15 protein-coding genes and 1 tRNA gene are annotated in these 14750 nt (G+C 66.1%); 10 read left to right on the forward strand and 6 right to left on the reverse strand.

What is annotated here, in order from left to right:
• Positions 1 to 7 precede the first annotated feature (7 nt).
• From arfB to GV832_RS04040, 3 genes are all read left to right on the forward strand, one after another.
• Positions 8 to 430, forward strand: a complete 423-nt coding sequence (arfB, locus tag GV832_RS04030) for an alternative ribosome rescue aminoacyl-tRNA hydrolase ArfB (protein WP_168773551.1) — start codon at positions 8 to 10, stop codon at positions 428 to 430.
• A 344-nt stretch (positions 431 to 774) separates the two neighbouring features.
• Complete coding sequence (locus GV832_RS04035) at positions 775 to 1767, forward strand: LacI family DNA-binding transcriptional regulator (protein WP_168773552.1); 993 nt, start codon at positions 775 to 777, stop codon at positions 1765 to 1767.
• A 1-nt stretch (position 1768) separates the two neighbouring features.
• Positions 1769 to 3637: a glycoside hydrolase family 127 protein gene (locus GV832_RS04040; RefSeq protein WP_168773553.1), complete on the forward strand. Its 1869-nt coding sequence runs from the start codon at positions 1769 to 1771 to the stop codon at positions 3635 to 3637.
• A gap of 48 nt (positions 3638 to 3685) precedes the next feature.
• On the opposite strand, the gene GV832_RS04045 is transcribed toward GV832_RS04040, so the two are convergent.
• From GV832_RS04045 to GV832_RS04055, 3 genes are read right to left on the reverse strand one after another with little or no spacing between them, the layout of a single operon-like run.
• Entirely contained in the window at positions 3686 to 4777 is a 1092-nt protein-coding gene (locus GV832_RS04045) for a substrate-binding domain-containing protein (RefSeq protein WP_168773554.1), read from the reverse strand.
• Between the two features lie 48 nt (positions 4778 to 4825).
• Complete coding sequence (locus GV832_RS04050; protein WP_168773555.1) at positions 4826 to 5845, reverse strand: ABC transporter permease; 1020 nt, start codon at positions 5843 to 5845, stop codon at positions 4826 to 4828.
• Positions 5846 to 5852: 7 nt separating this feature from the next.
• A complete protein-coding gene (locus GV832_RS04055; protein ID WP_168773556.1) occupies positions 5853 to 7346 on the reverse strand; it encodes a sugar ABC transporter ATP-binding protein in 1494 nt (497 codons plus the stop codon).
• 130 nt (positions 7347 to 7476) lie between these two features.
• Here GV832_RS04055 and GV832_RS04060 point away from each other — a divergent pair, with 130 nt between their 5' ends.
• Positions 7477 to 8484 carry a LacI family DNA-binding transcriptional regulator gene (locus tag GV832_RS04060; RefSeq protein WP_168773557.1) on the forward strand — a complete coding sequence of 336 codons (1008 nt, stop codon included), beginning with the start codon at positions 7477 to 7479 and terminating at the stop codon, positions 8482 to 8484.
• A gap of 48 nt (positions 8485 to 8532) precedes the next feature.
• Here the strand turns inward: GV832_RS04060 and GV832_RS04065 are convergent, their stop codons facing one another.
• The gene (locus GV832_RS04065; RefSeq protein WP_168773558.1) at positions 8533 to 9555 is read right to left on the reverse strand and encodes an L-idonate 5-dehydrogenase; all 1023 of its coding nucleotides are present in this window, start codon (positions 9553 to 9555) and stop codon (positions 8533 to 8535) included.
• 67 nt (positions 9556 to 9622) lie between these two features.
• Between GV832_RS04065 and GV832_RS04070 the strand changes: the two genes are divergently transcribed.
• The 4 genes from GV832_RS04070 to GV832_RS04085 all read left to right on the forward strand — a co-directional run bounded on the left by GV832_RS04070 (position 9623) and on the right by GV832_RS04085 (position 11958).
• Positions 9623 to 10369, forward strand: a complete 747-nt coding sequence (locus GV832_RS04070) for an SDR family oxidoreductase (protein WP_227754229.1) — start codon at positions 9623 to 9625, stop codon at positions 10367 to 10369.
• A complete protein-coding gene (locus tag GV832_RS04075) occupies positions 10366 to 10833 on the forward strand; it encodes a gluconokinase (protein ID WP_168773560.1) in 468 nt (155 codons plus the stop codon). The genes GV832_RS04070 and GV832_RS04075 overlap by 4 nt, the downstream gene beginning before the upstream one ends.
• Positions 10830 to 11837 (forward strand): LacI family DNA-binding transcriptional regulator, encoded by a 1008-nt coding sequence (locus tag GV832_RS04080; RefSeq protein WP_227754213.1) that lies wholly within the window; start codon positions 10830 to 10832, stop codon positions 11835 to 11837. The genes GV832_RS04075 and GV832_RS04080 overlap by 4 nt, the downstream gene beginning before the upstream one ends.
• Before the next feature lie 45 nt (positions 11838 to 11882).
• Positions 11883 to 11958 (forward strand) — tRNA-Ala (locus GV832_RS04085).
• A gap of 602 nt (positions 11959 to 12560) precedes the next feature.
• On the opposite strand, the gene GV832_RS04090 is transcribed toward GV832_RS04085, so the two are convergent.
• On the reverse strand, positions 12561 to 12797 hold the full coding sequence (locus GV832_RS04090; RefSeq protein ID WP_168773561.1) for a hypothetical protein: 237 nt from the start codon (positions 12795 to 12797) through the stop codon (positions 12561 to 12563).
• Positions 12798 to 12906: 109 nt separating this feature from the next.
• Between GV832_RS04090 and GV832_RS04095 the strand changes: the two genes are divergently transcribed.
• Positions 12907 to 13107 (forward strand): hypothetical protein, encoded by a 201-nt coding sequence (locus GV832_RS04095; RefSeq protein ID WP_168773562.1) that lies wholly within the window; start codon positions 12907 to 12909, stop codon positions 13105 to 13107.
• Between the two features lie 85 nt (positions 13108 to 13192).
• Entirely contained in the window at positions 13193 to 13672 is a 480-nt protein-coding gene (locus GV832_RS04100; protein ID WP_168773563.1) for an SRPBCC family protein, read from the forward strand.
• A gap of 154 nt (positions 13673 to 13826) precedes the next feature.
• On the opposite strand, the gene GV832_RS04105 is transcribed toward GV832_RS04100, so the two are convergent.
• Entirely contained in the window at positions 13827 to 14654 is an 828-nt protein-coding gene (locus GV832_RS04105; RefSeq protein WP_168773564.1) for a prephenate dehydratase, read from the reverse strand.
• Positions 14655 to 14750 lie beyond the last annotated feature (96 nt).

Genomic DNA, 14750 nt, shown 5'->3' on the forward strand with positions numbered 1-14750 from the left:
GGAAACCATGCTGATCATTGACGAACACTTGCATATCGCCGATTGGGAGTTGACCGAGCAATTCGTGCGGTCATCGGGCCCGGGCGGGCAGAATGTGAACAAGGTCTCGACCGCCGTCGAATTGCGGTTCGAGGCAGAGCGCTCGCCCCACCTGACCGCGCCCGTCAAGGCGCGGCTGAAACGGCTGGCCGGACGGCGCTGGACGAACGAGGGCGCCATCGTGCTCCAGGTCGAGGACACGCGCTCCCAGGCCCAGAACCGCGAGATCGCCCGCGAGCGCCTGGCCGAACTGATCCGCGCCGCCCTTGTCGTGCCCAAGCGGCGCATTGCCACCAAGCCGACCTATGGCTCGATCCAGCGCCGCCTGGTGGCCAAGAAGGTCCGTGCTGGCGTGAAATCCGCCCGGGGCGCGGTCGAGGACGAGGACTGATCCTGGGGGAAGGCCCCCCTCGCAGATCCTCCGCATTTCAAGCAGAACGGAGACCCCGGGAAGGCTGAAACCCAGGACGACCGAGGCCCGGGAAGGCCGAAACCCCGGACGACGGAGCCCCGGGAAAACCAAATCACCAGCCCTCCCCCCCAGTCGGCAGGGCGACGCCCGGCGCCCCACCCGCCCTTGCAGTCGGCAGAGCCCTCCCCCACAGTCGGCAGGGCCACGCCAGGGCCTCATCTCCGCCCCCACAGTCGGCAGAGCCCCCTTCACCCCGTTGACAAGAGGCTCATCCAGCGCCACCTTGAGCGCTAGGAAAACGTTTTCCCAAGCCAAGGGCCCCCATGTCAGACGACCGCCGCACGCCCACCATCCACGACGTCGCCCGCGCCGCAGGGGTCTCCATCGGCACGGTTTCCAAGGCGCTGAACGGCACGGGCTCCCTCTCGCAAGCCACCCGCGACCGCGTCATGACCACCATCCGCGCGCTGAACTTTCGCCCCAACCTCCTCGCCAAATCGCTGCATACCGGGCTTTCCGGCTCGGTCGGGCTGATCTCCAACGACAGTTTCGGCCGCTTCACCATGCCGATCATGGAGGGGCTGGAGCGTGTCCTCTCCGAGGACGGCATCGGCGTCTTCATGGCCAATGCCACCGACGACCCGGACCGCGAGCGCGCCCATCTCGACCAACTGCTGGCCAAGCAGATCGACGGCCTCGTCGTCACCTCGCGCCGCGCCGACCGCCGCCCCTCGATCGAGATCCAGGGCCTGCCCATCCCCGTCATCTATGTCTTCAGCCAAGGCGGCGAAGACGCCCTGACCTTCCTCCCCGACGACGAGGGCGGCGCCCGCCTCGCCACCGAACACCTGATCGCCCAGGGCCGCCGCCGCATCGCCCATATCACCGGCCCTGACAATTTCGAGGCCGTGCGCCTGCGCGAAATCGGCTGGCGCGCGGCCCTTTCCGCCGCTGGCCTGCAACCCCAAGCCCTGCTCCACGGCCCCTGGTCCGAGGCCTGGGGCCGCGAGGCCATGGCCCGCCTGCTCCAAGATCCCCCCGACGCCATCTTCTGCGGCAATGACCAGATCGCCCGGGGCGTGGCCGACACGCTCCGCGAGGCCGGCCTCAGATGCCCCGAAGACGTGGCCCTGGTCGGTTTCGACAACTGGGACGTGATGGTCTCTGCCTGCCGCCCCGCGCTGACCTCGGTCGATATGAACCTGACCGCGCTGGGGGCCGAGGCCGGACGCCAGCTCTCTGCCATGATCAAGGGCGCCCGGATCACCGGCACCCACCGCCTGCCCTGCACCCTCATCCACCGAGAAAGCACCTGACATGCGCCGCTATGCCTCCGTCCCCTTCTCCGATGTCCAGATCACCGGGCCCTTCTGGTCGGAACGGCTGGAGACGGTCCTGACCCGCACCATCCCCAGCCAGCACAAGCAGCTGGAAAAGTTCAACATGCTGCGCAGCCTGAAGCTGCCGAAACCCGTGCCGCCGACGACGATCCCGCCGCATCCCAACGGCTTCACCACCGAGATCTTCTGGGACAGCGACATCGGCAAATGGGTCGAGGCGGCAAGCTACGCCCTGACCCACCGCCGCGATGCGGTCATCGAGGCGCAGATCGAGGAAATCGTCGCCGATCTGGAAAAGGCGCAGGCCCCCGATGGCTACCTGAACTGCTGGTATCTGGAGCGCGAGCCGCAGAACCGCTGGACCAACCTGCGCGACAACCACGAGCTTTACAACGCAGGCCACCTGCTGGAGGGCGCGGTGGCCTATTTCCGCGCCACGGGCCGCGACCGGATGCTGGCCGTGATGGAACGCTACATGGACCACATCGCCGCGACCTTCGGCCCCGACAAGAAGCGCGGCTACTGCGGCCACCAGGAGATCGAGCTGGCCCTGGTCAAGGCCTTCCATGCCACGGGGAAACGCAAATTCCTCGACCTCGCCACCTATTTCATCGACGAACGCGGCGCGCAGCCGCATTACTTCGACCAAGAGGCCGAGGCCCGGGGCGAGGCACCGGGCAAATACGGCCAGGGCACCTATGAATACTCGCAATCCCACCTGCCCGTGCGGCAGCAGACCAAGGTCGTGGGCCACGCCGTCCGCGCCATGTACATGTACACCGCCATGGCCGACCTTGCCGCCGAACACGGCGACGACGGGCTGAAAGCCGCCTGCGAGCGGCTCTGGCGCGATGTGACCGAAACCCGGATGTATGTGACCGGCGGCTTCGGCCCCTCGGCCCGCAACGAGGGCTTCACCCAGGATTACGACCTGCCCAACGACACGGCCTATGCCGAGACCTGCGCCTCGGTCGCCATGGTCTTTTGGGCCGCGCGGATGTTGAACCTGGACCTCGACGGCCAATATGCCGACACTTTGGAGCTTGCGCTTTACAACAACGCGCTGGCCGGCCTGTCGCGCGACGGCGAGACCTATTTCTACGACAACAAGCTGGAGTCGGACGGCACGCACCAGCGCTGGGAATGGCACCCCTGCCCCTGCTGCACGATGAATGTGGCGCGGCTCGTGGCCTCGATCGGCGGCTATGTCTTCGGGGCGGCCAAGGACGAAATCGCCCTCCACCTCTACGGCGGCGCCAGCGCCACCCTGCCCGTGGCGGGGGGCCAGGCGCAGATCACCGAGAGCTCCAACTACCCCTGGGACGGCGCGATCCGCGTCCAGGTCAAGTCCGACCGCGCCTTCACCCTGTCGCTGCGCATCCCCTCCTGGTGCGAAGGCGCGACGGCGAGGGTCAACGGCCAGACGATCCCGATGACGACCGAACGCGGCTATCTGCGCATCCACCGCCAATGGGCAGACGACGTGGTGGAGCTTCACCTGCCCATGCCGCCCCACCGGGTCTATGCCCATCCCGAGGTCAAGGCCGATATCGGCCGCGTGGCGATCAAGCGCGGCCCGCTGGTCTATTGCCTGGAAGGTCGGGACCAGGAGGCTCCGCTCCACCGCCTGCGCCTGCCTTCAAGCGCGGCGCTGACCGCGACCTTCCGCACAGACCTCTTGGGCGGCATCGCCACGGTCACAGCGACAGGTCAGGCGACCCAGACGCCCACGGCGCTCTACACCACCACGCCCGCTGCGGAGCAACCAAGCCCCCTCACTGCCGTGCCCTATTACATCTGGGCGAACCGGGGCCCGAACCCGATGCAGGTCTGGGTCCGCGAATAGGAAAGGGCGCCGGTCTCCCGGCGCCCCACCCATCAAGCCCGTGGAAGCTTACATGCCCCAGAGCTTGGCATAGGCCTCGCGGTAGCCATTGCCCGGGTCGAAGGTGTTGCGGTCGCCACCGTCGAAGCCGACGTTGTCCTTGGTCACCACATGCAGCGGCGAGGTATAGCCCGACCAGGGCGCGCCATTCAGCGCCCGGTTCAGCTCATCCACCAGCTGCCAGCCCTGCAGGTTCAGAGGCTCGGCCACCGTGACGGCCTGGTACTGGCCCGAACGGATGCGCTGATAGGCGCTCTCCGACCCGTCGCCCGCAGCCACGGCCTTGGGCGCGCCGTCGCCCGCGATGCCGGCGGCGGCGAGGGCAGGACCCATGAAGTCGAAATAGATGTCGTTGATCGCCAGAGCATGGGTCCACTTCTCGCCATACTTCTGCAACAGCGAGGTCGTCAGCGGCCCCATCCGATTCGACGTATCGGCAATCGGCGTATCGACATATTCCAGCACCGTGCCACCCAGCTCTTCAATCGTCGCCTTGATCTTGTCGGCCTTGGCAATCGCAATCGCATAGGTCGAGTCGGTGAAGATCACCACGCCCGGCGCGCCGCCTGCATCGACAAAGGCCCACTTGGCCGCCGCCGCCGACACTTCCATTGCGTCGGTCGAGACATTGGCAAACACGCCCGAGGCCGGATCCGGCCCGATCACCGGACCCGCGTGCCACGAGACCATGGGAATGCCCGCAGCCTTGGCCTGCTCGAGGCTCGCCTGCTGTTCGACCGCGTCGAAGCCCGCGATCACGATGCCATCGGGCTTCAGCGCCAGGGCCTGGCCGAAGATGGCCGCGCGGCTTTGCACCGAGCCCGCGCCATCCAGCGCCGTCACTTCCCAACCGATCTTGGCCGCGGCCTCGGTGATGCCGTTGACCACGCCCAGGATGCCGCCGTTCTTCATGTCGCCAGCCAGAACGACGACCTTCTTGCCCGCCATGGCCTTGGGCCCTTCGGTCGGGCCGTCGAACACCGTCACCTGCGTGGCGTATTTCTCAAGATAGGCCTTGGCGTCGCCGATGGCATCCGCAAAGACCGGGCTGGCCGCCACGAGGGCGATGAGCGAGACAGTAAAGCTTCTCCGGTTCAGCATGTTTTCCTCCCAGTGCTGTTTTTTGCGCCCTACGGCGCGGGGCTGTATTTATGATTTCCCGCCCTTGCGGCGTTGCGCGTATCCCGCGATGCCGATGGCGATGAGCAGTGTGGTGCCGTTGAACATCGGCTCGACCCAGAAAGAGCCGCCGAATTGCTGGATGCCCGAGATCCCGACCGCGAGGATCATGACGCCGACAATCGTGCCCCAGACATTGACCCGCCCCGGCTTGATCGTGGTGCTTCCCAGGAAGGCGCCGACCAGGGCGGGCAGCAGGAACTCCAGCCCCACCGAGGCCTGGCCGATCCGCAGCTTGGACGCCAGAAGAACGCCCCCCACCGCCGTCATCAGCCCCGAGGTCACGAAGGCTCCGATGACGAATTTGCGCGTCGGGATGCCGTTCAGCTCTGCCGCGCGCTGGTTGGCGCCGATGGCATAGAGGTATCGGCCGATGGGCGTGTATTCCAGGATGATCCACAGGGCGAAGGTCACGACGACGACGTAATAGGCCGTGATCGGCAGGCCGAAGACGAAGGTCCCGCTGATGCCCAAAAAGCCATCGGGCAAGACGCCCACCATCTGGCGGCCTCCGGTGTGCCACAGCGCCAGAGAGTAAAGGATCGTCCCGGTGCCCAAAGTGGCGATGAAGCTATCGATCCGCGCGACCTCGACCAGGATGCCGTTCAGGGCGCCGACGATGACGCCCAGGACGATGACAATCAGCACCGCCAGGGGCCAGGGCAGGCCATACATCGTCTGCAACGAGATCGCGAGGACGTGCCACAGCACGATCCCATAGCCCACCGTCAGGTCGATCCGCCCCGCCGCCATCGGCACCATGGCCGCGAGCGACAGCAAAGCGATGATCGCCTTGTCCGACAGGATTGCCCGGACGTTCAAGACCGTGGGGAAGGTGTCCGGCAGAAGGACGCTGAACAGGATCACCAGGCCGAACATCAGGATGACCAGGCCATAGGTCGGCGCCAGCCGCATCAGCTTGCGCGGGGTCGACAGGCCTTTCAGCTCGTCCTTGGTGGGCTCGATGGCGTTGGATTCGATACCGGGCATTGGGACCTCAGGCAGCCTCTCCGGCCGAGGCGGCCTGGATGAGGGATTCGGTGGAAAGCTGCGCCCCGGTCAGTTCCGCCACGGCAAGGCCGCGGGAAAAGACGATGGCGCGGTGACAAATGTTGGCGACCTCTTCGAAGTCGGTGGAGACGACAAGCACCCCCATCCCCGAGGCCAGCGCCTGGTAGATCAGGTGGTAAATCTCGGCCTTGGCGCCGACATCGACCCCCGCCGTCGGGTCCTCGCAGATGAGCAGGCGGCGGGCGCTATCCAGCCAGCGACCGACAACGACCTTCTGCTGATTGCCGCCCGAAAGCGCCTCGATGGCCAGCGTCGGATTGTTGGGCGACAGACCCACGCGTTTGCCCATGGCCTTGGTCGCCTGCTCCTCCGTCCTTGCGCTGCGGAGCGCAAAAAGCCCGCGCCCCATGGCGGAGGGGTTCAGAAACAGGTTCTCACGGATCGCCAGACCCGGAGCGACCGATTCCCCCACCCGGTCCCGCGCCACCAGCCCGATCCCCGAGCGCATCGCGGATTGCGGGTCGGTCAGGTCGGGCGCCGCGCCCTCAAGGCTGATGGCGCCCTGGTGACGGCAAGCACCGAACAAGGCGCGCCCGACGTCCTCATGCCCCGCCCCGCGCAGGCCGACGAGGCCCAGAAGCTCTCCCCGCCGGATGTCGAAATCCACCGGCCCGACCTGCGGCGTTCGCAGCCCCCGCACCGTCAGGATGGCGGGGCCCTCCAGCACCTCCGGCCGGTTGATCTCGCGCGCTTTCCGGCCGACGATCAGCCCCACCAGTTCCTCGGGAGTCGTATGCTCGATGGGCCGCATCCCCACCATCTGCCCGTCGCGCAGCACGGCCACGCGGTCGGCGATGCGGAAGATCTCGTCCAGGCGGTGGGAGACATAGATCATCCCCACCCCCTTCTCTTTCAGCGGGCGCAGAGCCGTAAAGAGCCGTTCCACCTCATCCGCCGGAAGGCTGGCCGTCGGCTCGTCCAGCACCAGGAAGTCGCAATGCGCCGCCAAGGCGCGGGCGATGGCGACCAGGCTCTTCTGCGTCCGCGTCAACCGCGAGACCCGCGCCGTCGCCGGGAAATCCGCATCCACCAGCGCCAAGGCCCGGTCCGCCGCAGCCTCCGTCGCCGCCCAGTCGATCCGGCGACCCTTCTTGGCATAGCCCAGGGCCAGCGCGATATTTTCCGCCACGCTCATCCATTCGATGAGGCCGAGGTCCTGGTGGATGAAGGCCACTTTCTGCCCACCGGCCTTGCCAGCCTCATGGGCATAATCGGTCCCGTCGATCATCACGCGGCCCTGGTCGGGGCGGTGAATCCCCCCCAGGACCTTGATCAAGGTCGATTTCCCCGCGCCGTTCTCGCCCAACAGGGCCACGATCTCGCCACGCCCAACCTTCAGCGAAACGCCCTTCAGCGCCTGCGTCCCGCCAAAGCTTTTCACGACGCGATCGAAGAACAGCCCCTCCTCGGACATGCTCATCGAAATTCCTCCCCACGCGGCCAGCGCCCTGTTACAGTCAGGTTTACCGGTAACGTAGTCCAAGGGTGCGGCCCGGGGGCCGCGATGTCAAGAAAAAAGAGTTATCGATAACATGGCAGGAGACAAGCCCTTGGAGCGAAAGGGAAAAGCCTCGCTGGAGGATATCGCCCGCGCCACCGGAGTCTCGAAGATGACGGTCAGCCGGGTGCTGCGCGGTGGGACGGGATTCTCGGATGACACGAAGGACCGGGTGACCCAGGCGGCGGCGCGACTGGGCTATATCCCGAATCGGCTGGCGGCGGCTTTCGGCGCGGATCAGGCCTCGACGCTGGTGGGGATCTGCGTGCCAAGGCTGACCTCGGGGCTCTTCGGCCAGGTGCTGGACGGCGTGGAGCGGGCGCTGTCTCGCCTCGGCTACCAGGCGATCATCGGCACCAATGCCTATGAAGCGGCGGAGGAAGAGGCCTGGGTCCGCCAGGTCTCCTCCTGGCGTCCGGCGGGGCTGATCCTGACGGGGCGCGTGCATACGGCGGGGACGGTGGAGCTTTTGCGGTCCAACGCCCTGCCGGTGGTGGAGATCTGGGACCTGACGACCTCGCCCATCGACCTTTCGGTCGGCTTTTCCCACCGCGATTGCGGGGCGGAAATGGGACAGTTCCTCTTGCGAAAAGGCAGGCGCAGAGCCGGATATGTCGGAGCCCTCGCCCAGGCCGATGTCATGGGCCGCGCCCGGATGGAGGGCTTCGCCGAGGCCCTGGCAGCGGGCGGCCACCCCCTGGTCGACCGCGAGGTCCTCCTGGACCGCCCGGGCTTCTACCAGGGCTATTACGGGCTGGAGACTTTGCTGGCCCGCTCCCCCAAGCTGGACGTGGTCCACTTCCACAACGACGAAATGGCCATTGGTGGGCTGCATTTCTGCCAGGCGCGCGGTATCCGCGTGCCCGAAGACCTCGGCATCGCCGGTTGGGGAGGCATGGAGGCGGCCTCGGTCCTGCCCAAGCGCCTGACGACCACCGTCGTGCCCACCACCGCCATCGGCAAGGCCTCCGCCGAGGCCCTGGTCGCCCGCATCAGGGGCGAGGCGCCGCAAGAGGTCACCGTCTTGCCGACAAGGTTGGTTCCGGGAGAGACGGCCTGAGCCAAGCCCGCCAAAAATGGGAACCGGTTTTGGCGCAAGGCGGGCGGGTCAAAACGCAATCTGCGCCTTCATCGCCTGGGATCTGTCACTGGCAAGGCGGAAAGCGGCCTCAGCCTCGGCCAGCCCGACCGTATGGGTGATCAGCGGCTTCACGTCGATCAGCCCCGCCCGCATCAGGCCCACACCCACGGCAAACTCGGGGTGAAAGCGGAAGGAGCCCCGCAGCTCCAGCTCCTTCGCCGTGATCGCCATCATCGGCAGGGTCATGTCGCCGCCGAGCCCCAGTTGCAGGATCACCCCGCGCGGACGCAGCGCCCCGATCCCCTGCGCCAGCGCAGAAGCCACCCCCGTGCACTCATAAAGCACATCGAAATGGCCTTTATCGAGACTGTATTCCGCCAAAGCCTCCGGCCCCGCCTTGATCACCCGATCCGCGCCGACCTTCAAAGCCATGGCCAAAGTGAAGTCCGACAGGTCGGTCGCCACGATCTCCGCAGCCCCCGCCCGCCGAGCCGCCAGGATCGACAGAACCCCGATCGGCCCGCAGCCCGTCACCAGCACCCGTTTCCCCAGCATCCCCCCCGCCCGCGTCGTCGCATGCAGCGTCACGGCCAGGGGTTCCGCCATCGCGGCCTCCCCCGCCGTCAATCCGGTCGCATCGACGCATTGGCTGGCATCGGCCACCAGGGCCTGACGAAACGCCCCCTGGATATGCGGGAAAGGCATCGCGGACCCATAAAACCGCATGTGCAGACACTGGTTTGGCAGGCCCTCCAGACAGAACTTGCACGCCCCACAGGGGCGACTTGGCGAGACCGCGACCAACTGGCCCTTCGAAAAGCCACTCACCCCCGCCCCAATCTCCTCCACCACCGCCGAAACCTCGTGGCCCAGGATCATCGGCTCCTTCAGCCGCACCGCGCCAAAGCCGCCGTGGTTGTAGTAATGCAGGTCCGACCCGCAGACCCCGCCCACCGCCAGCCGCAGCCCCAGTTGCCCCGGACCCACGGCCTCGGTCTCGCGGTCCTCGATCCGCAGGTCCTTTGCGGCATGGATGACGATGGCTTTCATGTCGGCCCCCTTGACAGTTTGTGTTATCGATAACAGACTCGCAGCGGAACTGTCGAGAGGGGGCATGATGCAATTGTTCGACCTGAAGGGGCGGCGCGCCCTGATCACCGGATCGTCTCAGGGGATCGGCTTTGCGCTGGCCCAGGGCCTGGCAGCGGCAGGCGCGCAGGTCGTGCTGAACGGGCGGGATCGGGCGAAACTGGCCGATGCGGCCGCGAAAATCGCCGGTGCAGAGACTTTGGCCTTCGATGCGACCGACCATGCGGAGGTCCGCGCGGCGGTCGATGCCTTCGACGCCCACTCCCCCATCGACATCCTGGTGAACAACGCGGGCATGCAGCACCGTGCGCCCTTGGAGGATTTCCCGGAGGACGCCTTCCAGCGCCTTCTCCAGACCAATATCGCCAGCGTCTTCAACGTGGGCCAGGCTGTCGCGCGGCACATGATCGCAAGAGGCAAGGGCAAGATCATCAACATCGCCTCGGTTCAAACCGCCCTCGCCCGCCCATCCATCGCGCCTTACACGGCCACCAAGGGCGCGGTCGGCAACCTGACCAAGGGCATGGCGACGGACTGGGCCAAGCACGGGCTGCAATGCAATGCCATTGCCCCCGGCTATTTTGACACGCCGCTGAACGCCGCCCTGGTGGCCGACCCGACCTTCTCGGCCTGGCTGGAGAAACGCACCCCCGCCGGCCGCTGGGGCCGGGTGGAGGAGCTGCAAGGCGCCTGCATCTTCCTCGCCTCCGATGCCTCGTCCTTCGTCAACGGCCATATCCTCTATGTCGATGGCGGCATCACGGCCTCGCTATGAAACTCGTGGTCATGGGCGTCTCGGGCTGCGGGAAAAGCTCGGTCGGGGAGGGGATCGCGCGGGCCCTCGGCCTGCCCTATGTCGATGGCGACGACCTGCATCCCCCTGAAAACGTCGAGAAAATGCGGGCGAGCATCCCGCTGACTGACGAGGACCGCTGGCCTTGGCTCGACCGCGTGGCCGAGACCCTGGCCCGCGACTGCATCATCGGCTGTTCGGCCCTGAAACGCCGCTACAGAGACAGAATCCGCCTCGCGGGCGACGTTCAGTTCCTGTACCTGACCGGCTCGAAAGAGCTGATCGCAGCCCGCATGGCAGCCCGGAAAAACCACTACATGCCGCCCTCCCTCCTCGACAGCCAATTCGCCGCCCTCGAGCCCCCCGGCCCCGACGAGGCCATTTCCGTTGACATCGACCAGCCGCTCGCCGACATCATCGCCCAAGCCCTACGGAGCCTGAGATGACCCGCAAGCCCCCGACCATGGCCGATGTCGCCAAAGCGGCGGGGGTCTCGCCCATGACGGTCTCCCGCGCCTTCAAGCGCGACTCCTCGGTCTCGGACGCCACCCGCGCCGCGATCCTGCAGGCGGCAGAGACCCTGGGCTATGTCTTCGACTCCACCGCCTCGAACCTGCGGTCCCAGCGCAGCGATTTCGTCGCGGTCACCGTGCCCTCGATCAACAACGCCAACTTCGCCGAGACCGTGCGGGGGCTGTCCGAGGGCCTGCGCGCCCGCGACCTCCAGATCCTCCTGGGCTATACCGATTACGACATGGAGGAGGAGGAGCGGCTGATCGAGCAGTTCCTGCGCCGCCGCCCCGAGGCCATCGTGGTGACGGGGGGCCGCCACACCGACCGCGCCCGGCGCATGCTGGAAAACGCCGCGATCCCGGTGGTCGAGACCTGGGACCTGCCCGAGGACCCGATCGGCCATGTCGTGGGCTTTTCCAACGCGGATGCCGTGCGGGGCATGGTCGACCACTTCGTCCGCCGCGGCCTGACGCGCCTGGCCTTCATCGGCGGCGACGCCCAACGCGACACGCGCGGCACCGACCGGCGCCGCGGCTTCATCCGGGCCATGCAGGACCACGGGCTGGAGGCCCACCGCCTGATCGACGCCGGCGCGCCGCCGATCTCGATGGCCGAGGGCGCCATGGCCATGGGCCTGCTCCTCGCCCGTTTCCCCGACACCCAGGCGGTGATCTGCGTCTCCGACCTCTCGGCCTTTGGCGCGCTCACCGAATGCCAGCGCCGCGCCGTCCCGGTCCCCGAGCGCATCGAGATCGCGGGCTTCGGAGATTACGACGTGGGCGCCGTCTGCGTGCCAGCCCTGTCGACGATCAACCCCTTTCCGCGCCAGATCGGAAGCCGGACGGCCGAGCTGATCCTGTCGCTCCTCGACGCCCCCCAGCCCCCCCGGGTCATCGAGATCACCCCCGAGCTGATCCTCCGCGGCTCCTCGGCTTAGGCCTTGACAATCCCGGGCATATCCGCGAAAAGCCGCGTCGCGGATGGGGCAATAGCTCAGTTGGGAGAGCGTATCGTTCGCAATGATAAGGTCAGGGGTTCGATCCCCCTTTGCTCCACCAAATCCACCCTGCAAGTAGTTGAAAATGAGTGGTTTTTCTGGGACTCAGGAAACCACTACCACTTTTTATACCATTTTCGGTTATGCAGATCGGCCCGAAGACTTGGAACCTATCCCGTCCACAGCCTCTTGAATTGCCCCGCCAAAGTCCGCTTCGGTTTCGGAAGAGCAGCCTCAATGGCAGGCCAAGGAAAAACTCGCCGGAAAGCTGCACCTTGGGAGGCGTTCCGCTTGGGGGCATCGACGACAGCACGATAAGCGCGGTCAAGGTCAGCGGGGGGGAGGTCCAGCGCCTCGGCCAACCAGAAGAGCATCGGGGCACATTGGATGTGGCTCCACACGAAGGCTGCGTCCCTGGGACTTGCCTCACTGCGACCATAGGCCCCCGGACCGCCATATTCGGCCAACCAGCCCGTCCAGTGCTCCTTCTGGGACCGATGCCAGGCAGCACCATAGCCGACCCCCTCACGCAATTCATGCTCCAGGGCACGATGGCGTGGCGTTTCCGGGTTCAAATTTTCCAGGCGCGACCGAAGCTCCAAGGGGTTCATCCGAAGTCCTCAAGCATTCAGCGGCCAAGTTTGCCGGGTGAAGGCCAAACGGTCATTCTTTGGTCTTCGCCAGAGTCTTGCTGATATCCGTCAAGACACCAAGCAGGGCGCCGACGAAGAGGATCAGAAGGCCAAAGGCAAACGTCGCCATGAAGACCTCGGGCGGCAAGGCCCAGATCGGTGCAGTCAGGTCCCTCTTCCAAAGGGGCGGACTGGCGAAGAGCATCACGGCGAGGCTCAGCAGGAAGGTAAGACGAGCCAGGAGACGGGCGAGGTAGGTGAAGAACATGGCTATGGGTCTTGGGTATTTTACACGAATGGCTTGGCGCCCCTAAGGAGGCGCGGGCGGAATTCCCCGAGTCATACCAAACGCGAAGAAGGACACCAAGAGCGATGATTTGCTGGTCCGCTTTTGCCGGTCGAACGGTCAAACCCAGGCGCTCGGCGCGACAAGATGGGCAATCCGCCCTCCCTCCCCCAGGCTCGATGCCTTCATCGCCGAGGAAATCGACCTGGCCGCGGTCCCCCTTGCCTATGCACGCCACCTGGCCGGAGAGGTCGGGGGGCTGAAGACCCTGATCCGCTGTTCATCACGCTGAGATTTTCCCGCTCCCTGCGACCCTCGGTCCCTTGCAAGCCCCGGCGTTTCACTCCAGATTCCCCGCAGAGCATTGGGATGGCAGAATGAAGCTTGTGGCGCGATACGATGTCGAGGTTCCGGTGGACTTCGTCTGGGCCGAGATCACCGATTTCGAGGCCTGGGAGCGCATGGCCATGCGGCGCGGCGCCGAGGTCACCCGGACCGACCGCCTGGCGCAAAAGGCGGCAGGGATGGGCTGGGCCGTGGGCTTCCAGTTCCGCGGCCAGCAGCGCAAGGCGACGCTGGCTGTCCACAGCTTCCAGGCGCCCGACCGGCTCGAGGTCTCGGCCCAGGCGGCCCTGGCCGATATCACCGTCTCGATTGCCTTGATGGACCTGACCTCGGCCCGCACGAGGATCGAGGTCAAGACCGAGATCAAGCCGCGCACCATCGCGGCGCGGCTCTATGTCCAGGGCATGAAACTGGCGCGCAAGAAGGTCGATCGGCAGTATTCGAACCGCATCAGCCAGTTGGCGGTCGAGATCGAGGACCGCTTCCGCCGCCCCGCCAGCCTGCGGCGCTAAGCCTTTCAGGCAAAAGTGGGAACCGGTTTTGCCGGCCGAAAGGCGACCGACTCCCAGCCTTTCAGGCAAAAGTGGGAGCCGGTTTTGCCGGTCGAAAGGCGACCGGCTCCCAAGCTTTCAGGCAAAAGGGGGAACCGGTTTTGCCTGAAGCGCTTTAGCGCTTTCGGTCGGCCGGGTAGACGCCCAGAATGCTCAGATGCGTGGTGAAATAGGCCAGCTCGTCCAGCGCGCGGCGCAGGGCGGGGTCATCCGGATGGCCCTCGACATCGGCATAGAACTCGGTCGCGGTGAAGCTGCCGTCGACCATGTAGCTTTCCAGCTTGGTCATGTTGATGCCATTGGTCGCAAAGCCGCCCAGCGCCTTGTAAAGCGCTGCCGGGATATTGCGGACGCGGAAGATGAAGGTCGTCATCATCTGCTCGGCGCGGCGGGAGAGATCGGCCTCACGCGACATCAGCAGGAAGCGCGTCGTGTTGTTCTGGTGGTCCTCGATATGACGGGCCAGCACGTCCAGCCCATAGATCCGCGCCGCCAACTCGCTGGCCAGCGCCGCGCGGGAGACATCGCCCGCCTCGGCCACCTCGCGCGCGGCGCGGGCATTGTCGGAACTGACGCGGCCCTTGATGCCATGGGCACGCAAGAACCCCGCGCATTGCGGCAGGATCACCACATGGCCATGGGCCTCGCGCACGTCCTGAACCTTGGCGCCCGGAACGCCCAGGAGGTTGACATGGACCCGCACGAAGGCCTCGTCGATGATATGCAGCCCCGACTTCGGCAAAAGCGAATGGACATCGGCCACGCGGCCATAGGTCGAGTTCTCGACCGCCAGCATCCCCATGTCGACCTCGCCGGACCTTGTCATCTCAACCACGTCTTCAAAGGTGGTGCAGGGGACGGGCGTGCAACCCGGTCGGGCCTGCTCGCAGGCCTGGTGCGAATAGGCGCCAAGTTCGCCCTGAAACGCGATGCGAGCCGACATTGCAGCAACCCTTTCGAAAAAATGGACCCAAAGCGGCCTTTGCGCGGCTTGCTACACCTTGCAAGGACAAGGGGGAAGCGGGTAGATAGCCGCCAA

The sequence above is a fragment of the Stagnihabitans tardus genome (assembly GCF_009925085.1).
Taxonomy (GTDB): domain Bacteria; phylum Pseudomonadota; class Alphaproteobacteria; order Rhodobacterales; family Rhodobacteraceae; genus Stagnihabitans; species Stagnihabitans tardus.